This is a genomic window from Metallosphaera javensis (ex Hofmann et al. 2022) (genome assembly GCF_022064045.1).
Lineage (GTDB): Archaea > Thermoproteota > Thermoprotei_A > Sulfolobales > Sulfolobaceae > Metallosphaera > Metallosphaera javensis.
In genome coordinates, this window is record NZ_JAKNCW010000005.1 from 115,588 (window position 1) to 135,718 (window position 20,131).

Genomic DNA, 20,131 nt, shown 5'->3' on the forward strand with positions numbered 1-20,131 from the left:
ATGGGTTTCAAGGATCTGCGGGATTATCTAGAGAGCATGCGTTCTAGGGGTAAGCTTATCGAGGTAGAGCATGAGGTCGACGTGAACCTAGAGATAGCGGAGCTGGGAAGAAGGGCCACATACTCCCATCTTCCACCACTCCTCTTCACTAGGGTTAAGGGTTACCCTGACTGGAAAGTCCTAACCAACGTGTATTATTCCATGGAGGGGATTTACGAGTTGTTTGGGACTAGGAACCTTGAGGGGATAGCGGACAGCTTCCTGGCGAGTTTCGGCGAAGTTCCTGTCACGATACTTGACAAGGTCAGATCTCTTCCATCTCTCCTGAAGATGGGAAAATACATGCCCAAGGGTAAGAGAGCCCTCTTCAGGGAGGATAAGAGCCTAAACCTGGAGAGATTACCTGCCACAAAAACATGGCCCAAGGACGCAGGCAGGTACATGACGTTTTCTATTGTAATAACTAAGGACCCAGAAAAAAATGTCAATAATCTAAGTATTTATAGAATACAGATACTGAACGACAGGGAAGCGTTAGTGCACTGGCAGGCGTTTAAGAGAGGATCCCTAGCAGCTTCTAAGTATAGGGACCTAGGCGTGACCAAGGTGCCAGTGGCGATAGTCAATGGGGTGGATCCTATCATAACGTTCACCGCAGCATCTCCTGTACCTCCAGGGCTGGATAAGTACCTGTTCGCCGGGATACTAAGGGATGACGGTGTGGATGTGGTGGAGCTGGACAATGGTATACTGGTTCCTGCACATGCCGAGTCGGTACTTGAGGGTTACGTGGACCTGAACGATCTGAGGCCTGAGGGACCCTTTGGGGATCACCTGGGTTACTACACTCCCCAGGATTACTATCCGGTGTTCAAACTTGAGAAGGCCCACTCCAGGGAGAACCCCATCTATCACGTGACCTCGGTGGGTAAGCCTCCACTGGAGGACGCCTGGATAGGCAAGGGAGTGGAGAGAATATTTCTCCCCTTCTTGAAAATGATAATCCCGGACCTGGTGGACATGAATCTGCCAGAGTACGGCCTCTTCACCAGTATTGGAATATTTTCGATCAGGAAAAGATATCCAGGACAGGCCAGGAGGGCCATGATGTCCATATGGGGCACTGGCCAGCTCAGCTTCCTGAAGCTGGTTATCGTAGTTGATGCTGATGTCAACATTCACGACATGAACCAGGTCCTTTACGCTATTGCCAGTACGGTGGATCCGCAAAGAGACGTCATGATAGTGACCAACGCGTTAAACGATAGTTTAGATCACACTGTCCCCAATCCGCCCCTAGGGAGTAAAATGGGGATAGATGCGACAAGGAAGTTCAGGGAGGAGTTGGGAAAGGACTGGCCAGAGCCAGTTGAAAGTGATCCTGACACGGTTAAACGGGTGTCTGAAGTCTGGGAGAAGATAAGGTCTAAATGGCCAGATCCTCCCTCAAGGTAGATTCGCCTTTCTTGTAGATCACCGTTACCTCCACCACGTCTAGACCTCTTGTGGGTATCTCGAGTTTGTTGGTAATCTTCTCCACTTTAGTCTCGTCCGTGATGGTTCTCCTGCTCCTCTCCTCTGACGGAGAAAGAGAGGTGACGCTGTACTTTACTATTACCTCCCTGATGAGGAGGGGAGCTCCATTTATCGTTTCCAATATAATCCTTTCTCCATCTAACCTAGCCTTGAAGTCCGCCATGTTATCACGCGCCAGTTAACCTGTATTATGTATATTCTATCTTAAACGTTGTTTCTCCCCAAGATAAACAATAGAGCTTACATGACCAGTAAAGTAGAGGACTTCGTGAGGAACTGGAATGGAAGGCAAGAGGCTGGAATTGGAGAGAGAGTTAAGAATGCTTTCAAGCCAAAGCAACCCCTGAAGTATAAGCTGGTCACCTCAAATTACAAGTTGAGAACCACAATTAACAGGTTAGAAGTATACATCTCCAAGATGCAGGAGAGAGACAGAGTTCTGTTTGAAAGGGTTATTTCAGCGCAGATGGCCAAGGACAATGCCAGGGCATCCATGTACGCCAACGAAATAGCTGAGATTAGAAAGATGACGAAGCAAATAATAGGGGTGCAGATTGCCCTTGAACAGGTACAGCTCAGGCTTGAAACCGTAACAGAGGTTGCTGACGTATTTAACAACCTGATTCCCGTGATCGGCGTAGTCAGGGAACTAAAGAATGCCATAAAGGGAGTGATGCCTGAGATCAGTATGGAGCTAGCTGACGTGGAGGAAGGGTTACAGGAGGTCGTAATAGAGGCCGGAGACTTCACTGGTACTAGCATAGAGCAGGCTGCCACTAGCCCAGAGGCAAGGAAGATATTGCAGGAGGCAAGCATGATAGCTGAGCAGAGAATGAAGGAGAACTTCCCTGACCTTCCCGCCTTAGTGACCACAACCCAGAAGGCAGAGAACGGGAACGGGGCTAAATAACTCTCATTCTTTTAATCCTTTCTGTTTTATATGATCTATTTTTTAATCGCTTTAATCTTCTAAGCAGATTTTTAAGTTTTGATTCGAAAAAGATAGTGGGGATATCTTATTGGTTACTCAAATTTTGAAAGAAGAGGGTATCCTTCCTTTATCGAGAGTAAGGAAAGATATGGTAGAGCTTGCAGGGGGAAAGGGGGCTAACCTCGGGGAGCTCCTTAGCCAGGGGATCCGCGTACCCCCTGGCTTCGTTATTACTTCAAAAGCTTACTCGTACTTTCTGGATTATAATGGTTTAAGGGATAAGATTGTTTCAATCCTGAAGGAGGAGGAATCGTCTGAGAAGGCTAGCGAGAGAATAAAACATCTGATTCTCACTTCACAGGTTCCCCATGACCTAGAGGAAATGATATACGGTTCCTTTGATGAGCTTTCTAGGTCAGTGGGTAAGGAGATATTGGTAGCCGTTAGGTCCTCTGCTACGGCAGAGGACATAGAGAGTGCCAGTTTTGCCGGTCAACAGGACACCTATCTCAACGTGAAGAGGGCAAATCTGATCAATATGGTCAAGGCTGTTTGGGCCAGTCTCTATAATGCGAGGGCCATAGAGTACAGGAAGAGCAAGGGGATAGACTCTTCCAAAGTGGAGATGGCCGTTGTAGTCCAGAAAATGGTAAACTCTAGGTCCTCTGGAGTAATGTTCACCCTTAACCCTTCAAACGGCGATAGAAATTTCATTGTAATAGAGTCATCTTGGGGGTTAGGAGAGGCTGTAGTTGGGGGAAAGGTAACCCCTGACGAGGTCATAATTTCCAAATCCGATCTGAAGATCATGGATAAGAGAATAGCTAAGAAAAGCATGAAGATCGTGTACAATCAGGGGAATAACGTCGAGGTTCCGCTTAATGGCGATGAGAGTGAGAGCCCAAGTATATCAGACGAGGAAGCGCTGGAATTGGCTAAATTAGCCCTGAAAATTGAGAGTCATTACGGTATGCCCATGGATATAGAGTGGGCAATAGATGCTGACATGAAGTTTCCGGATAATGTCTTCATAGTACAGGCTAGGCCCGAAACCTTCTGGGCCTCCAAGGGAAAGGAGGTGGTAAAGTCTACTACTCAACCCACAGAGAGGAAGGTTCTTGTTAAGGGACTGGCAGCAAGCCCAGGTATAGCTAGCGGAAAGGCCAGGGTTCTCATGGACGTGAGGGAATCCAAGGACTTCCAGAAGGGAGAAATCCTTGTGACGAGAATGACGGACCCCGACTGGGTCCCCGTGATGAAGATTGCCTCTGCAATAGTTACAGACGAGGGTGGGATAACCAGTCATGCGGCAATAGTTTCTAGGGAGCTGGGGATACCGGCAATAGTGGGAACCAAGGATGCCACAAAGGTTCTGGAGACCGGTCAAGAGATCACGGTTGACGCCACAAGGGGAGTAGTATATGCCGGCAGGATAGTCGCAGAGGAGCCAAAACAGGAGCATCAGGGGACCTCTGTTTCTGGATTGTCTAGGGATGTGCTCCTGAGTCTCTTCCCCGTCACCGGCACAAAAATATACATGAATCTGGGTCAGCCGGACATAATTGAGAAATATCTAGATCTTCCGTTTGACGGAATAGGGCTCATGAGGATAGAGTTTATTGTTAGCGAGTGGATAAAGCATCATCCGCTCTATCTCATAAAAATAGGGAAACCTGACGAGTTCGTGAACAAGTTAGCCGATGGAATAGCTAGAGTCGCGTCAGCCATATATCCAAGACCGGTAGTGGTTAGGTTCTCCGATTTCAAGACCAACGAGTACAGGGGATTGATAGGTGGAGAGGAGTTCGAACCCGAGGAAAGAAACCCAATGATAGGATGGAGGGGAGTTTCCCGATACGTAAGCCAGCAGTATGAACCGGCGTTCAGACTGGAGGTCAGAGCAATCAGAAAGGCTAGGGAAGAGATGGGTCTAAAGAATGTGTGGGTTATGTTCCCCTTCGTCAGAACCACTTGGGAATTGAACAAGGCCATAGGAATCATGGAGGGTGAGGGTCTCAGGAGGAGTGGTGACTTTAAGGTCTGGATAATGGCCGAGGTTCCTTCCGTCATAACCATGGCTGATGAGTTCTCAAAGATGGTTGATGGGTTCAGTATAGGTAGCAATGACCTAGCTCAGCTAACTCTCGGTGTGGACAGAGACTCGGAAATCCTAGGGAGAATGGGCTACTATGACGAGAGGGATCCCGCTGTATTGAGATCCATGAAGAGATTGATCAGGATAGCCCACAAGTACGGAAGGACAGTTTCCATATGCGGGCAGGCTCCCAGCGTCTACCCCGAAGTAACCGAGTTCCTAGTGAAGGAGGGCATCGACAGCATAAGCATAAACCCGGATACGGTAATATACACGAGGAGACTTGTTGCCAGTATAGAGCAGAAGCTTCTTCTAAGAAGAAGGTAACCCAGCGCATTTTTTACATATTCTTCTTGAACCGTTGGAGTAAGCAACGCATTCTTCACATATTAGTCTACCACATGACTCACAGTAGCCTATGGAGAGGTTTCTTCCACAGAGCTCGCACATCGACATTTGGCACACGGAGCATATATTCCCTCTGAAATGGAGGTCACACACCACTCTCCCGCATATACTGCATGCGTTTCTGGCATCCCTTTCCTCACAGATTTCACATTTCAATGAACTTCTTGAACCAGAGATAGGCCTCCTCATCGTCCTTAGCCTGCTTAGGCGGGTGCTTGAAATAGAACGCAGAGACCTCGTTGAGGGGACCCCCTATTCCCCTATCCTTGGCCAGCTTCACTGCCCTTATTACATCCACAAGCACCGAGGCGCAGTTAGCCTTATCGTCCACCTCTAGGGTTGCCTCCACTTTCACTGGTCTTCCAGCAAATCCCGATCCGTTGACGTAAATGTACGCCACCTTGGTGTTTCCAAGAAAGGGGACGTAATCGCTTGGCCCAATTCTTATCCTTCCTTGGGTCTCTATTTCCTGTTCGTTTTCAAGGGTGCTTGTCACGGCCTTGGTCTTGCTTATTCTCTTGGAGTGAAGCCTCTCTTCCGTCTTCATGTTGAGGAAATCTGTGTTCCCTCCCACATTCAACTGATAGGTTTCCTCCACCTTGACTCCCCTCAGTCTGAAGAGCGAGGTAATGGCCCTGTGAAATATTGTGGCTCCAACCTGTCCCTTTACGTCGTCTCCGGCAATGGGCAAACCAAGTTCCTTGAACTTCCTTGGAAATTCCCCTGTGGGATCGCTTGCAATGAAAACGGGAATTGCGTTCACAAAACCTATTCTGGCCTCCAGCGATGCCCTTGCGTAGGCCCTGGAAGCCATCTCGCTACCCACCGGCAACATGTTGACAAGTAGATCCGCTCCACTGCTCTTCAGAGTGTCCACAACGGATTCGAGATTTCCCTCACCAGAGGGATTGAACACGTTAGTCATGTGGGGGGCAACTCCATCCAGCACGGGCCCTGGGGAAACCTCAACTCCCAGTTTATCCATCTCAACTATTCTAGGAGTTATGTTGGGTTTCTCAAATATTGCCTCCGCTACATCCTTCCCTATCTTGTTAACGGAAACATCAAAGGCCGCTACCACCTTAATGTCGGTTATCTTGTACCCGCCTATAACTGGCGTAATCAATCCATCAAAATAGTTCTCTCCCATTTTCCTGTAATATTCTATTCCTTGCACAAGCATGGATGCACAATTTCCAAGGCCAGCAATTGCTATCTTGATCATTGGCTTTTTAGGTTTGTTAGGCAGTTAAAAATATAGTGATGAAAGGGATTTAGCCGAGTAGTGAAGAAGTGGAGCGACACTGAGGTGATATTTTGGGCTTAGCACGGCTTCACGCAATAGTTGAGGGAGAAGTGCAGGGAGTGGGTTTCAGGAGATATGTACAAATTCACGCTGTGAGGCTTGGATTAAAGGGCTATGCAAAAAACTTGCCAGATGGAACAGTTGAGGTGGTGGCCGAGGGTTACGAGGAATCAATTCAGCAGTTTCTCAACTACCTATGGAAAGGACCACCCCTAGCTCTCGTGACCAAGGTAACGCATAAGATGGAGAACTATAAGGGCGAGTTCACCTCCTTCGACACGTATTAGGGGAATCCTATACATTTAAAAAGGACAAAATTATTTAATAGACGGTGTTCTTGTTGCACCAATGGCAAATAGTGAGGAAATAATACCAAGTTATTGGTATAACATTATACCTGATTTACCTAAACCCTTACCTCCTCCTAGGGATCCTCCAGATGCAGAGTTCTCTAGGATAGATCTCCTGAGAAAGATAATGCCAAGTGAGGTTTTGAGACAACAGTTCACGGTGGAGAGGTTTGTCTCAATCCCAAGAGAAGTAAGGGAGGCCTACATAAACATAGGCAGGCCTACCCCACTGGTGAGGGCTAAGAGACTAGAGGAATTTCTCAACACTCCTGCCAAGATATATTTCAAGTATGAGGGGGCAACTCCCACCGGTTCCCACAAGATAAACACCGCTTTACCGCAGGCCTATTTTTCCATGAAGGAGGGAGTTGATCACTTAGTTACTGAAACCGGGGCCGGTCAATGGGGAACAGCCGTGGCCCTGTCGGCAAGGATGTATGGACTTAATTCCACGATTTTCATGGTGAAGGTGAGTTACGAACAGAAGCCACAGAGGAGAACCATTATGCAGTTGTATGGCGCGCAGGTTTTTGCTAGCCCCACATCACACACCGAGTATGGCAAGAAGGTTCTGAATGAGAACCCAAATCATCCAGGCTCCCTTGGAATAGCTATGAGCGAAGCCATAGAGTACGCCCTTTCCAATGGCTATAAGTACCTTGTGGGAAGTGTGTTAGATGTCGTGGTTCTGCATCAGAGCGTTATAGGACTAGAGGCTATGAAGCAACTGCAGGAGCTAGACGAAGAACCGGACGTGTTGGTGGGTTGTGTGGGAGGAGGGAGTAACTTTGGAGGCTTTGCCTTCCCGTTCATCGGATCCAAGAAGGGATCCAAGTACATTGCAGTTGGCTCGTATGAGATACCGAAGTTCAGCAAGGGAGCTTACAACTACGATTTCCCAGACAGTGCGGGACTTTTACCTCTCGTCAAGATGATCACTCTGGGAAGGGATTATGTACCACCTCCAATATATTCTGGAGGGCTGAGATATCACGGAGCTGCTCCTTCTCTGAGCATGTTAATCAAGGAGGGGATAGTGGATTGGAGGGAGTACAATGAGAAGGAGATATTTGAGGCCGCTCAAATATTCCTTCAAACCCAAGGAATAGTTCCAGCACCCGAGTCCTCTCACGCCATAAGGGCAGTCATAGAGGAGGCACGTGAGGCCAAGATCAAGAACGAGAAGAAGGTGATAGTATTCAACCTGAGCGGTCACGGATTGCTGGATCTACCCAACTACGAATCCATAATGAAGAGGATTGGTTAAGCTTGAAGATGCTTGTGTCCTATGCAACGCTCGGCTATCCCAATAGGGAGGACTATCTGAGGCTGGTGAAGGGACTGGTAGAGGCCGGATCTGACATTCTGGAAATAGGTCTCCTGCCCAAGTACGCCAAATACGATGGACCCGTAATTAGGCGGAGCTATAAACAAGTTTCTACTTGGCTGACTGATTTCTGGTCCCTCCTAGAGGAAACTAGAAGAGCAGTAGACGTTCCCCTCGTGATACTGACATATCTGGAGGACTGGGTATCCTCTCTCTCGCAGGTGCTTGCTAAAATGAAAGAGGTGGGAATTGATGGCGTGCTGTTCCCAGATCTTCTCATAGACTTCGTCGATGAGTATGAGAAATACGTTAACGAGATCAAGAGTCACGGTTTAAATGCGGTGATCTTCACATCTCCCTCAGTTCCGGATCCCCTTATACACAAGGTATCCAGATTGTCTGACATGTTCCTCTACTATGGCGTTAGACCCACCACTGGGGTTCCCCTACCTGTTAGCGTAGATTCCCTCATAACCAGGGTGAGAACCTTGGTCAATAACAAGCTAGTGGTGGGATTTGGCCTCTCTGATATAGAGGATATGAAGAAGGCACTTAAGGCTGGAGCGGACGGTGTGGCCATAGGTACGGTTTACATTGAGGAAATAGAGAGGAACGGGGTCGAATCAGCTATTTCTCTAGCTAGAAAGTTCAGGGGGATACTAGATGGAGCCTAGGGAGGTACTCAGGAGATTAACTGAGGGGATCTCTCTTTCCCAGGAAGAGGCCAAGGAGCTGGCAGATTTAATTATGGAGGGATCAATTCCAGAACCCCTGGTTGCTGGAATTCTAGTGGCGCTCAAGATGAAGGGAGAGACTCCTGAGGAAATAATAGGATTCGCCACTTCCATGAGGCAACACGCATTGAAACTGGATTTGAGGAACACCCTTGATACCGCTGGTACAGGAGGAGATGGAATGGGGACAATCAACGTAAGCACAGCATCGGCTCTAGCTGTGAGCTCCCTCTTCCCCGTGGCGAAACACGGCAATAGGGCTGCAAGCAGTAAGAGCGGGAGCGCTGACTTCCTTGAGTCCCTCGGCTATAACATTCAGGTTCCTCCCGAAAAGGCAAAGGATCTGCTTTCGCGGGATAATTTCGTGTTTCTATTTGCCCAGCTATATCATCCCTCCATGAAAAATGTGGCACCAGTAAGGAGAATCTTGGGAGTCAGGACGATCTTCAATCTATTGGGTCCCCTGACCAACCCCGCAGTATCTGAGAGGCAGGTTATGGGAGTTTACTCCCTGCAAGTCATGAGAAAGCTTGCAGAGGCAGCCCTTAAGCTAGGTTACGTTAAGCTTCTGCTGGTTCATGGAGAGCCTGGGTTAGACGAGGTTAGCCCTCAAGGTAAGACCTATATTACGGAAGTCGCAGGGGGAAAGGTTGAGGAGTACACTTTCGATTTCACCGAAATTATTGGTCAACCAGTTCTAGTTTCCAGACTAACAACCACTGATCCTCTGGACTCTGTGAGGAGGGTGTTGAGGGCATGTGCGGGAAAGGATAAGGACGTGGAGAAATTCATCAGGATAAACGTGAGCGTTGCCCTTTACACTGCAGGAGTGGTTTCTGACTTTAAGGATGGATTTGAATTATCAGAGGAACTTGTAAGAAGGTTACCTGAACGAATGGAGATCGTGGTGAGGGATAACGGTGATCTCACCAAGTTCAATACCATAAGGGAGTCGCTATGACCAAGATAAAGATATGCGGTATTGCCACTCTGGATGACGCGGTGGAGATATCTAGATTGGGGGTTAACATGCTTGGTTTCCTGGAGGATCCTGTGAGCCCCAGATACGTTAAAACCCAGTTTTTGAGGATAGTGAGAAGGAGCGTGTCCACTCCACTAGTCTCGGTGAATGTGACACGTCCGCTTCAGGTTATCTTGGAGAACCCCTACGTTGACATGGTTCAGGTACACAGGGTCCTGAGCGAGGAGGAACTTGAGTTGGCTAAGTCGTACTCCAAGAAGACCATTCTTTACGTCCCTTCATCGGAGAGGTACTTGGACTATCTGCGTAGAGTCCTAGACGTTACCAACATGGTTCTTCTGGATCTGGAGAGGAAAGGAGATAGGCCCAACTTTGATTTCCTGTCAAAAGTTCTGAGGGACTATCCAGGACTGGGAGTCGGAGGAGGTATTTCCCCTGATAATGTTAACGATTTCCTGAGACTTGAGCCTGGCTGGCTTGACATATCTAGGGGAGTTGAGGACTACCCTGGGAAAAAGAACCTAAGTAAGGTGAGGAAGATTCTAGAGGCGATTAGATGAAGACCTACCCCATTACGGCATTTGCCCAACCCTATGAGGTTTATCAGTGTATTGAAAGAGACCAGGAAATCGCTGCATTGATGGAGAGCGTTGAGGGTTCCCAGAGTACCGCCAGATACAGCGTAATTGCCTGGGGGGTTAAGAGAAAGATCCAAGTAAATAGAGGAGATGACCTAGAGGAGTCGGTAACCAATGCCCTGAGGGGAGTGGAGGAGGGAGAGCTAAGGTTCTCCGGTGGGCTTCTGGGTTATATTTCATACGACGCAGTGAGAAGGTGGGAGACGATAAGGGACTTAAAACCCATTGCTGAGGATTGGCCAGATGCCGAGTTCTTCCTTCCAGAGAATATCCTGGTCTTTGATCACGCGCTGGGCAAAGTGTTCGTGGAGGGTGATATACCATCAATAGCTGGGTGTTTTGAACAGGACGAGTTTAAGGTCACTCCCTACGACGAATCCATGAATAAGCGGGAGTATGAATCCGGGGTAAATTCGATCCTGGAGTATATCAGGTCCGGATACGCATTTCAGGTCGTTCTTTCTAGATTTTACAGGTATGAGGTACAAGGTGACCCAATGAGGCTGTATCGAAACTTACGAAGGATAAACCCATCTCCCTACATGTTTTACATGAAATTTGGAGAGAGGAGACTAATAGGGTCCAGCCCGGAGCTCCTTTTCTCGGTTCAGAAGGGAATCGCCGAAACCTTTCCAATAGCGGGCACCAGACCTAGGGGAAAGACGAGCGATGAGGATTTCGAACTGGAACAGGAACTTCTTGCCTCCGAGAAGGAGATGGCTGAACACCTGATGCTGGTGGATCTGGCTAGAAACGACATAGGAAAGTCCTGCGTCCCCGGAACGGTGAAGGTCCCTGAGTTTGCCTATGTTGAGAAGTATAGTCACGTGCAACATATAGTCAGCAGGGTTGTGGGTACGTTGAGAAAGGATGCAAGTTCCTTGGACGTTCTAAGGTCCATGTTCCCTGCAGGGACTGTAAGTGGTGCTCCGAAACCCATGGCAATGAACATAATAGAGATGCTGGAGCCTTATAAGAGGGGGCCTTACGCTGGTGCGGTTGGGTTCATCTCCAGGAATTCGGCAGAGTTCGCAATAACAATTAGAACTGCAATGATTAACAGGGATATACTCCGCATACAGGCCGGGGCAGGGATAGTTTACGACTCGGTGCCTGAGCAGGAATACTTCGAAACCGAGCACAAAATGAGGGCCCTGAAGGTAGCTCTTGGGGTGAGCTAATGGACATAACCTTGATAATAGATAACTATGACAGCTTCGTTTACAACATCGCACAGAGTATAGGTGAGCTTGGAAGTTACCCCCTGGTAGTGAGAAACGACGAGATATCTGTGAGGGGTATCGAGAGACTTAGGCCTGATAGAATAGTGATATCGCCAGGCCCCGGATCCCCAGAGAAGTCAGAGGACGTGGGAATAGTTCCTGAGGTTATCAGAACCCTGGGGAAGAGAATTCCAATTCTTGGAGTCTGCCTGGGACATCAGGCCATAGGTTATACATTCGGAGCTAGAATAAGGAGGGCTAGGGTAATATATCACGGGAAACTCAGCACCGTTGTCAGAACTGGAGAAAGCCCCCTATACACCGGACTGCCAACTGAGTTCAGGGCAACCAGGTATCACAGCCTGGTCGTGGATAATGTCACCCCTCCTCTAGCGGTTGACTCGGTCTCCAAGGAGGATGGGGAGATAATGGGTCTACATCATGTGGAGTATAGGATTTACGGTGTTCAGTTTCATCCTGAGAGCGTGGGAACTACCCTAGGACAAAAAATATTTTACAACTTCCTCAACAGAATCTGATAATGCCAAGATATCTTGAAGGATGGATCAAGGAAGTAGTTGAAAATGCCAAGAGGAGACCTTACGTTTCCAGAAGCAGGGAGAAGCCAGTTCTGCAGATAGTTCCAAGGATAAGGACCACGAAAGAAGCAGGGCTTAACCCGGTGATTGCAGAGTATAAGAGGAAGTCTCCCTCCGGATTTTCTGAGGATAGGGACCCTGTTTCATACGCCAGGGAAATGGAGAAGGGCGGGGCTGTGGCCATCAGCGTCATTACTGAAAATACTGTGTTTGGCGGATCCTATGAGTATCTGGAGAGAATAGCACGGAACGTCAAGATTCCGCTACTCATGAAGGATTTTGTGGTCACGGAAAATCAGGTGGATACCGCATATGACCTTGGAGCCGATTTCATTTTACTTATCGTGAGAATTCTCACGGAGAGGGAACTTTCAGGTCTCCTGGAATACGTGAGATCCTATGGAATGGAGGCCTTGGTCGAGGTTCACGACAGGGAAGATCTAGATATAGCCTTGAGGTGCGGAGCGAGTCTCATAGGCGTGAACTCAAGGGATCTCCTCACGCTGACGATTCAGAAGGAGATGGCCATGAAGCTACTGGAGCAGATGCCTTCAACAGTTACCAAGGTGGCCGAGAGCGGGATAGAGTCCGTGGAGGAAATCAGGTTATTGAAGGAGAAAGGAGCGGATGCCTTTCTTATAGGCTCGAGCTTGATGCGTAATCCAGATAAGATTAAAGAGTTTGTTAAGGGGTAGTAGAAGGGGAAAAATGGAAAATTTCGCAAGTTCACTTTCAAGGTTAACCGGAGAGTCAACTCTCCTTTATCAGGAAATAGCTAGGAACGTGGAGAGAACCAAGGGAATAAAAACCATTAACTTTGGTATAGGCCAACCAGATCTACCTACTCCTCAGAGGATAAGGGATGAGGCTAAAGTGGCACTGGATAAGGGTTTCACTGCATACACTCCAGCACTAGGCCTTGACGAGTTAAGATCCAAGATAGCGGAATTTCTAACTCAAAGATACGGGGATCAGATCAGGAAGGAGGAGGTAGCTGTTACCCCTGGGGCAAAGACTGCTCTGTTCCTTGCATTTCTGATGTATGTCAATCCTGGTGACGAGGTGATCATGTTTGATCCATCCTTCTACTCATATGGAGAAGTAGTAAATCTTCTTGGAGGGAAACCGGTTTACGTACCCCTTCACTTCAACGAGAACACAGGTTTCAGCGTGGATATGAACGAGCTAGTTTCCAAGATAACTCCAAGAACCAAGATGATAGTTTATAATAACCCCCACAATCCCACTGGAATGAACTTTAACGATAAACTTGCGAAGGACCTAGTTGATATAGCCAGGGAGAAGAGGTTAATCCTTCTCTCAGACGAGATTTATGACTATTTCGTCTATGACGGTGGATTCAGAAGCGTGTTGCAGGAATCTTGGAGAGACAATGTGATTTACATAAACGGGTTCAGCAAGACCTTTAGTATGACAGGTTGGAGACTGGGGTATATTGTGGCACGAAAGGAGGTCATAAATAAGGTGAGTATACTGGCGTCCAACATATATACATGTCCCACAAGTTTCGCGCAAAGGGGTGCCCTTGCGTCCTTCGATACCTTTGACGAAGTAAAGCATATGATAGACCTGTTCAGGAGGAGAAGGGACGTAATGTTCTCAGAGCTTAAGACCCTCAAGGGAATCAAGGTTTACAAGAGCTCTGGGGCGTTCTACATGTTTCCAGACGTTAGTGAGATCCTGAAGAGAACTGGAATGGACTCAAAGGCTCTGGCAGTGAAAATCATTGAGGAGGGCGGAGTAGTCACTATTCCAGGCGAGGTGTTCCCAGAAAAGGTTGGAAGAAACTTCCTGAGACTGAGCTTTGCCCTAGATGAGGAGAAAATTAAAGAGGGAGTATCAAGGATGAAATTGGCACTGGAGAAACTCACAGGTTGATGAAAAAGTTACGGGTGATCGATGATCAAAACTCCCATGGTCTGAATCACGCGGGAGATATCTTCACGTCCGGTTGCTCCGCCTCTCTATAGGTTATCTCAGTTATTTTGAGCGTTTTCTTGAGATCATCTTCCACTCTCATTAGGTCCTCTAAGAACTGTTTCGGCCCCTGTACCTCCACCTTTATCTGCGAGTTCATGGACATCCTCATCTTCACCTTGTTGGTCCTCACCAGTGAGTTGAACTTCTTGACAGAGTCTCCCATCCTCACCACATCCTCCGCTACCTTGATGTCATCGGTTGAAGGTAAGCTCTCGAGTAGGACGCTCTGTTTCTCGCCGAAAATGAGGGAGTAAATTTCCTCCGTTATATGCGGGGCAATAGGATGCAACAGGATAATTATATCCTTAAGTATCCTTCCCAGAGTGTATATGGCAGACTTATCATCATTAAATAGCCTATGCTTGATTAGTTCAAGATACTCATCAGCTATGGTTTCCCAGAAGTATTCGTAAAGCATGGAAAGTATCACGAAGAAGTCCTGATTTTCGTAGGCTTGAATGGTCTTCTCCACAAACTCCTTGTGCCTAGCCAGTATCCACTGGTCAATGGGGTGTAACATGGCTGGTCTATCCAGTTTCCTGCCGTGTATGAATGGGTAGGCTAGCCTGCTAGCGTTCCACAGCTTCTGAAGAAGTAACTTCTTTCCCTTGACCGTGTCCCACTTGAAGGGGAAATCGTCGCCTATGGAGGCGTCAAGCAGGGTCATCCTTATTGCATCAGCACCAAACTCCTCTATCCTGTCCATTGGAGAGACGTTATTACCCTTACTCTTACTCATCCTAGTTCCATCTGGGCCCAGAACTTGACCGTGTATTACCACTCTCTTGAAGGGCACATTCCCAGCAAGCATTAGAGTTCTAAAGAAAGTGTAGAATAGCCAGGTTCTAATGATGTCAGTACCCTGCAGTCTCACATCCGCTGGGAAGGTCTTGTTGAACCTGAGTTTGTTCTCATAAAACCCAGACAGATAAAGCACAGTCACGCTGGAGTCTACCCAGACGTCAGCTACATGTGTCAATGGTTTCAGTGGAAGTCCACAATGCGGACACTTATCCACGGGTGGATTGCTCTTGGTGGGATCCACAGGCAACGAGGAGATATCAGCTGGAACCAGATGTAGATTATCGCAGTACCAGAAGGGTAAGGGGGTCCCGTAAAGTCTCTGCCTGCTTATGTTCCAGTCCCACTCAATGTTATTTATCCATTCCTCAAGTTTACCTGCCATTCTCTGTGGCTTGAAGTTCATTTTCTTATACTCCTCGAGCAGTCTCCCCTTATAGGGGACAACATCAATGTATACCTGCTCCTTCACCAAGAACTCTATTGGTGAGAGGCAATCACTTCTCTCGGTATGGGATAGGACGTTATGCTTTATGGTCTCAATCTTTCTAACATATCCCTTCTCCTTCAATAATTCCACTATCCTCTTCTTAGCCTCCTCCACCTTCAATCCATCCAGAAAGCCAGTCCCCTTTATTCTCCCCCTCTCGTCCACGAGCTCCGTGACCGGAAGGCTATACTTGAGTTGCCATCTTATGTCCTGGGGATCGCCGTATGTACTTATCATCACAGCTCCTGTTCCAAAGTCCTTCTCCACATCCGGATCAGCTATTATCTGAACTTCCTTCTCAAAGAGCGGAAGTATTGCCTTCTTTCCCACGAGGTTCTTGTAACGCTCATCCTGGGGATTTACGGCAACAGCCTGGGTAGCTCCTAGAAGTTCAGGACGTGTTGTGGCAATGACTATTTCCCCACCTTCCTTCAGGGGAAATCCAATGTAGACTAGAATACCCTGTTTCTCGAGATATCCCACTTCACTCTGCGCCACTGCAGTCTCGCATTTGGGGCACCAGTACACAGGCCCCTGTTTCATCCTTATCATTCCCTTCTGATGCATCTCAATTAGACTTCTCTGTATAACTCTCCTGTAGTTTGGGTGGTATGTCCTATACTCAAATTGCTCCCAGTTGGGCCTATATCCCAGCCTTATCATGGCAGATTTCATTTTTCCTATCATGTCCTCGGTCCATTCCACGCACTTCTTCAGGAACAGCTCCCGGTTCTCCTTGGGTATCCCAAGCTTGTACTGGACCTTGAGCTCCGTTGGCAGGCCTTGGGTATCCCATCCCTGGGGGAAGAGGACGTTATAACCTTGAAGTTTCTTGAATCTGGCCATTGCGTCGGCTATGGTAACCCAGTAGGCATGGCCCATGTGTAGCTCTCCGCTTGTGAACGGGGGAGGGGTATCAATGAAGAAAACAGGCTTCTCGGAGTTCTCATCAAACTTGAATATCTTTTCCCAGTATTCCTGGGTTAACCAAAGTTTCTGCCATTTGGGTTCAATATCCTTGGGACTATAATGCTTGGGCCATTCCTCCATTCTCTTTAAAATCTCATCCTGGGACAACAATAACAGATCACCGCTAACTAGAATATAAAAACGTGCTTACAAAGAACCTTTTATACTTTTCGACAATGTATAGTTGATGTTAAGGGTTGCTATCATAGGTGGAGGGGTGGGTGGATCTCTCCTGGGTTCACTACTTCACGATGCTGGACATGATGTTACCCTATTCGATATCAAGGAGAGGTACTTCAAGCCCTGTGGTGACATAGTTCCCAATGTCTACAAACCTCCCTTTCCCTGGAAGGTTGAGTATGAGATAAGGGACTTCGCATTTTATCTGGACGGGGAGAGGATCTATGACGTGAGTTACAGGAGTCCCAAATGGCTTACCATAAACAAGAGCGAATGGATAAACTCCATGAGAGCGAAGCTGAGGCAGGTTGTGGGGAACGAAAAACCTAAGCTTGATAACTACGACGCAGTGCTCGATTCCAGAGGTCCCTATCCCATGGATAGGGAAGTGGTATATACCACAAGGGTAATAATGAAGGTTGAGGATTTTAACCCAGAGGCCATCCTCGAGTTTAACACTAGACTAACTGGATTCTACTGGATATTTCCAGCGGGGGAAGGTTTACTTAACGTGGGTGCCGGGTTCCTTGAGGAAAAGAACTCAAGGAGGCTTCTCTTGGAATATCTGAGGGAAAGGTTCACAAAGTATGAGATCATTGACGTCAGGGGCGCCCCAATATCCATAGGCAAGGTCGTCAAGAAAGAAGGTAGAATAGGGGAGGCCAGGGGACTGGTCTTTCCCCTGAGCGGGGAGGGAATAAGACCCTCGGCTATCTCAGCTGAAATAGCCTTTAATGCCCTGAATAGGGGAAAGCCTCTGGAGCAGGAATTGGAAAAGGGGCTCTCCACCATAGAGTCGAGAATATCCATCCAATCCTTGCTACTTAACTGGTATAGGAAGTCTAACATCTCCATGAGGAGGATAATGTTAAGGCATTTCCTCAGGAGTGAAATCTTAATAGATGCGTTCCTTGAGGATAAACTTGACTTTCAGGGAATCAAGGAGTCTATGGAGCTGATTAAAAGTGGTGGAATTAGTACTTGAGCAATCTAAGAGCAAGTCTGGAAAGCACGCGGTGAGGTCCCTGCTATTTAAATGGGATAACGAACCGAAACAACTCAATCCCAAGGGCACAAAGATACCTCCGCTCTACAAAGATGGAGAGGCCGTTCTGATCAACCTGAAGGAAAAGGGAATATTCATTTACGCAAGGTTTGTCAGGAACCTCAGGGGAAGGGTAAGGGGGAAGCTGATGGTAATTAAGGACGGAGCTGTGTCCCTGGAGATGAATTACCGAAAGCTAAAACTGAAGAGAATATCAGGCGACGCCAACCTTTACCCCTATGTTAAGGCAGTAATGGACACGCTCAAAATCCCCATCAAGAGAACTAACCTAAAATGAGGGGAATTTCTTGTTTGAGGTTCTTTTAGGCGTTCAGACGGATCCTCAACGTATAAGGGACATCTTCAAGGACATGGTTAAAGTGCTTGAGGGTATATGTGTTCCCGTGAGAATTGGAGCATCCTTCCTCTGTTCTCCTTCCTCTTCGTCCCTAATCACCGTGTACCTCGCTGAACAGGAAATGAGACCTATGTATCTGGCGTTCAGAATAAAATCCAAGGATTCGCAGGACATCGTGAATTTTTCAGAGAAGATTAACCTCAAACTGAAGGATTATGGAGTGCACCCAACCCTCATTAACTCGGACTCCACTTCCCTGTGAATCTCCTCCGCGGAAGGGTTCGAGGAGTTCAATTCCACCACGACATTGCATATGACTGCCACTCCGTTCACGGGACAGAGCACTATCTTTCTAATGACCCCGAACTTGGTTTCTATGGTAGCGTCAAGATATTCAAGTTCCTTGAGTCTCTTTTTGCACGGTATGGAAAGGTCTAGAAAAACTAACCTCTTATCCCCGTCCTTGATAAACGAAACCTTGAAGTGATTCACGTAAAAATTCTCTATCATACTGCGGGTACCAATTCAGTGTTGCAGTATGGGCACCTGCCCTTCAAACTTCTCTTATCGGCCTCACAGAAGTATGCTCTGTACTTTTTCTCACATTTGGGGCATTTATACACCACGTCTATGCCCAGCCTTAAAGTTCTGTCACATATGGAACAGTAAACCTCAAACCAGCCAAGATGACCATAAGCGTTAGTTCCCTTCAGTCTCAAGCTCATTTTTATCGTAGAAGTATGAAGTCTCTCCTGTTATAAAAGTTTCCGGGTAGGCACGTAGATGCTTTGCACAAGATCCATGAACTCAAGGCTAGTCCCGCCTGAAGCTCCTTTAAGCGAATGCCTTTCCACTTGGTTCCTCGTGACCCTATCAACCCTCACGTAATTGCTCAATATCCGGATTAAAATCCTCATAATTAACATAATCGATTTTACTATAACAGTGTCTTCTCAGGGTCTTACCAACTGGCTGTAGGAGAAGTTTAATTACACACATTAACCGTTAATATGATGGGTCAATTTGGATGCTACCATAATCTATTATGATCCAGTTACTGTGCCCGTCTTTCCTGACGTGTCACTCGTGGGGGTAAAGTATGAGAGAGAGGAGAAGAGATCGGTGAATTCAGTTGAGGAGATGGAGCAGATAAGTGTGCAGGGAAAAGTCGTCTTAGTGAGGGCTAAGGGTACAGTATCCCTTAATGTGGGTCTTAATGTGACCTACCCCTTTAGCGAGATAGTTAACGTGAAACGTGTTGGCGTTCCACGTGAATTTGCCAATGAGGGAGTGAAAGTTGAGTACAAAGAAGTCCTAGAGCCCTACGGATATGTTGGCATAAACATCAATTTCTCTCCATCCCTTCCCTTCGTTATAGTGGAGACGGAACAGGGTAGCAGAATAATCTCCCTCTCCTCCATACAGGACACAAAACCCGAGATTCCAAGAGAATCTAAAACCCCAGAGAAAAAGAGGAAAAGACGTGTTAAGAAAAGTCGTAAGAGACGCAAGGTTAAGAGCAAGGGTTCTAGAAAGAGTAGAGGAGTTTAGGTTAAATAATAGGGCGAGCGAGAAGGTCTGGTTCAGGGAACTGGTTCTCTGCATACTCACGGCTAACTCAAGCTTCATCGGGGCCTTCACAGCCCTTCAGTCCTTGGGAGATCTCATCCTTTACGGATCAGCTGAGGAGATATCCAAGGTTCTCAAGGAAACGGGCTACAGGTTTCCAAACCTTAAGGCAAAATACATCGTTAGGAGCAGATCGCATTACGGCAAGCTTAAGGAGATTGGGCGGGTAGCCGATAAGGATCAGATTGAGGCTAGGGAGATGTTACTGGAAGTCCAGGGTCTTGGAATGAAGGAGGCCAGTCACTTTCTCAGGAACATGGGATATCTGGACTTGGCAATAATTGACAGACATATATTACGCTTTTTCTCCGATTATCTGGAAGACCGCAAAATCTCCTCAAGGAAGAGGTACCTAGAACTGGAGTCTGTACTCAGGGGTATAGCATCAGCCCTGGACCTTCCAGTGGGAGTGCTGGACCTCTACATCTGGTATCTCAAAACGGGCAAGATAGCCAAGTAGGTATCCTCATTTACTCTAGTTAGAAAAAAGTATATAAACTAGTGAATATCGATTAAAGTGACTAAACAT

22 protein-coding genes are annotated in these 20,131 nt (G+C 47.3%); 17 read left to right on the top strand and 5 right to left on the bottom strand.

Annotated features, from left to right (window positions below; all coding sequences use genetic code 11):
- Positions 1-1,455: a UbiD family decarboxylase gene (locus tag L3N51_RS05725; RefSeq protein WP_238026018.1), complete on the top strand. Its 1,455-nt coding sequence runs from the start codon at positions 1-3 to the stop codon at positions 1,453-1,455.
- On the opposite strand, the gene L3N51_RS05730 is transcribed toward L3N51_RS05725, so the two are convergent.
- Positions 1,427-1,699 (bottom strand): hypothetical protein, encoded by a 273-nt coding sequence (locus tag L3N51_RS05730; RefSeq protein ID WP_238026019.1) that lies wholly within the window; start codon positions 1,697-1,699, stop codon positions 1,427-1,429. The two genes, L3N51_RS05725 and L3N51_RS05730, sit on opposite strands and share 29 nt — an antisense overlap.
- A gap of 81 nt (positions 1,700-1,780) precedes the next feature.
- On the opposite strand from L3N51_RS05730, the gene cdvB1/B2 reads away from it, so the two are divergent.
- Together cdvB1/B2 and ppsA are read left to right on the top strand one after the other, a co-directional pair.
- Positions 1,781-2,446 (top strand): cell division protein CdvB1/B2, encoded by a 666-nt coding sequence (gene cdvB1/B2, locus L3N51_RS05735; RefSeq protein ID WP_238026020.1) that lies wholly within the window; start codon positions 1,781-1,783, stop codon positions 2,444-2,446.
- A gap of 109 nt (positions 2,447-2,555) precedes the next feature.
- Positions 2,556-4,889, top strand: coding sequence for a pyruvate, water dikinase (gene ppsA, locus L3N51_RS05740; RefSeq protein ID WP_255776164.1), 2,334 nt, complete (start codon positions 2,556-2,558; stop codon positions 4,887-4,889).
- A gap of 226 nt (positions 4,890-5,115) precedes the next feature.
- On the opposite strand, the gene L3N51_RS05745 is transcribed toward ppsA, so the two are convergent.
- On the bottom strand, positions 5,116-6,195 hold the full coding sequence (locus L3N51_RS05745) for an inositol-3-phosphate synthase (RefSeq protein ID WP_238026021.1): 1,080 nt from the start codon (positions 6,193-6,195) through the stop codon (positions 5,116-5,118).
- Between the two features lie 92 nt (positions 6,196-6,287).
- On the opposite strand from L3N51_RS05745, the gene L3N51_RS05750 reads away from it, so the two are divergent.
- The 9 genes from L3N51_RS05750 to L3N51_RS05790 all read left to right on the top strand — a co-directional run bounded on the left by L3N51_RS05750 (position 6,288) and on the right by L3N51_RS05790 (position 14,028).
- Positions 6,288-6,563 carry an acylphosphatase gene (locus tag L3N51_RS05750; RefSeq protein WP_238026022.1) on the top strand — a complete coding sequence of 92 codons (276 nt, stop codon included), beginning with the start codon at positions 6,288-6,290 and terminating at the stop codon, positions 6,561-6,563.
- Between the two features lie 61 nt (positions 6,564-6,624).
- Complete coding sequence (locus L3N51_RS05755; RefSeq protein ID WP_238026024.1) at positions 6,625-7,893, top strand: TrpB-like pyridoxal phosphate-dependent enzyme; 1,269 nt, start codon at positions 6,625-6,627, stop codon at positions 7,891-7,893.
- 8 nt (positions 7,894-7,901) lie between these two features.
- Positions 7,902-8,627: a tryptophan synthase subunit alpha gene (gene trpA / locus L3N51_RS05760; protein ID WP_238026074.1), complete on the top strand. Its 726-nt coding sequence runs from the start codon at positions 7,902-7,904 to the stop codon at positions 8,625-8,627.
- Positions 8,617-9,648, top strand: a complete 1,032-nt coding sequence (trpD, locus tag L3N51_RS05765; RefSeq protein WP_238026026.1) for an anthranilate phosphoribosyltransferase — start codon at positions 8,617-8,619, stop codon at positions 9,646-9,648. The genes trpA and trpD overlap by 11 nt, the downstream gene beginning before the upstream one ends.
- Complete coding sequence (locus tag L3N51_RS05770; RefSeq protein WP_238026027.1) at positions 9,645-10,229, top strand: phosphoribosylanthranilate isomerase; 585 nt, start codon at positions 9,645-9,647, stop codon at positions 10,227-10,229. The genes trpD and L3N51_RS05770 overlap by 4 nt, the downstream gene beginning before the upstream one ends.
- Positions 10,226-11,488, top strand: coding sequence for an anthranilate synthase component I (locus L3N51_RS05775; RefSeq protein ID WP_238026029.1), 1,263 nt, complete (start codon positions 10,226-10,228; stop codon positions 11,486-11,488). Before L3N51_RS05770 ends, L3N51_RS05775 begins: the two co-directional genes overlap by 4 nt.
- The gene (locus tag L3N51_RS05780; RefSeq protein WP_238026030.1) at positions 11,488-12,069 is read left to right on the top strand and encodes an aminodeoxychorismate/anthranilate synthase component II; all 582 of its coding nucleotides are present in this window, start codon (positions 11,488-11,490) and stop codon (positions 12,067-12,069) included. Before L3N51_RS05775 ends, L3N51_RS05780 begins: the two co-directional genes overlap by 1 nt.
- Positions 12,070-12,071: 2 nt before the next feature.
- The gene (trpC, locus tag L3N51_RS05785; RefSeq protein WP_238026031.1) at positions 12,072-12,824 is read left to right on the top strand and encodes an indole-3-glycerol phosphate synthase TrpC; all 753 of its coding nucleotides are present in this window, start codon (positions 12,072-12,074) and stop codon (positions 12,822-12,824) included.
- 13 nt (positions 12,825-12,837) lie between these two features.
- The gene (locus L3N51_RS05790) at positions 12,838-14,028 is read left to right on the top strand and encodes a pyridoxal phosphate-dependent aminotransferase (RefSeq protein ID WP_238026032.1); all 1,191 of its coding nucleotides are present in this window, start codon (positions 12,838-12,840) and stop codon (positions 14,026-14,028) included.
- A gap of 46 nt (positions 14,029-14,074) precedes the next feature.
- Here L3N51_RS05790 and L3N51_RS05795 read toward each other — a convergent pair whose 3' ends face one another.
- Positions 14,075-16,471, bottom strand: coding sequence for a valine--tRNA ligase (locus L3N51_RS05795; protein ID WP_238026075.1), 2,397 nt, complete (start codon positions 16,469-16,471; stop codon positions 14,075-14,077).
- Between the two features lie 106 nt (positions 16,472-16,577).
- Here L3N51_RS05795 and L3N51_RS05800 point away from each other — a divergent pair, with 106 nt between their 5' ends.
- From L3N51_RS05800 to L3N51_RS05810, 3 genes are read left to right on the top strand one after another with little or no spacing between them, the layout of a single operon-like run.
- The gene (locus L3N51_RS05800) at positions 16,578-17,555 is read left to right on the top strand and encodes an NAD(P)-binding protein (protein ID WP_238026033.1); all 978 of its coding nucleotides are present in this window, start codon (positions 16,578-16,580) and stop codon (positions 17,553-17,555) included.
- Complete coding sequence (locus L3N51_RS05805; RefSeq protein ID WP_238026034.1) at positions 17,536-17,913, top strand: hypothetical protein; 378 nt, start codon at positions 17,536-17,538, stop codon at positions 17,911-17,913. Before L3N51_RS05800 ends, L3N51_RS05805 begins: the two co-directional genes overlap by 20 nt.
- A 10-nt stretch (positions 17,914-17,923) precedes the next feature.
- Positions 17,924-18,235: a hypothetical protein gene (locus L3N51_RS05810; RefSeq protein ID WP_238026035.1), complete on the top strand. Its 312-nt coding sequence runs from the start codon at positions 17,924-17,926 to the stop codon at positions 18,233-18,235.
- Here the strand turns inward: L3N51_RS05810 and L3N51_RS05815 are convergent.
- Together L3N51_RS05815 and L3N51_RS05820 are read right to left on the bottom strand one after the other, a co-directional pair.
- A complete protein-coding gene (locus L3N51_RS05815) occupies positions 18,187-18,483 on the bottom strand; it encodes a hypothetical protein (RefSeq protein WP_238026036.1) in 297 nt (98 codons plus the stop codon). The genes L3N51_RS05810 and L3N51_RS05815 overlap by 49 nt on opposite strands.
- Complete coding sequence (locus L3N51_RS05820; protein ID WP_238026037.1) at positions 18,480-18,698, bottom strand: hypothetical protein; 219 nt, start codon at positions 18,696-18,698, stop codon at positions 18,480-18,482. Before L3N51_RS05820 ends, L3N51_RS05815 begins: the two co-directional genes overlap by 4 nt.
- A 298-nt stretch (positions 18,699-18,996) precedes the next feature.
- Here L3N51_RS05820 and L3N51_RS05825 point away from each other — a divergent pair, with 298 nt between their 5' ends.
- The gene (locus L3N51_RS05825) at positions 18,997-19,524 is read left to right on the top strand and encodes a hypothetical protein (RefSeq protein ID WP_238026039.1); all 528 of its coding nucleotides are present in this window, start codon (positions 18,997-18,999) and stop codon (positions 19,522-19,524) included.
- On the top strand, positions 19,457-20,062 hold the full coding sequence (locus tag L3N51_RS05830; protein ID WP_238026040.1) for an N-glycosylase/DNA lyase: 606 nt from the start codon (positions 19,457-19,459) through the stop codon (positions 20,060-20,062). Before L3N51_RS05825 ends, L3N51_RS05830 begins: the two co-directional genes overlap by 68 nt.
- The last annotated feature ends 69 nt before the right edge of the window (positions 20,063-20,131 follow it).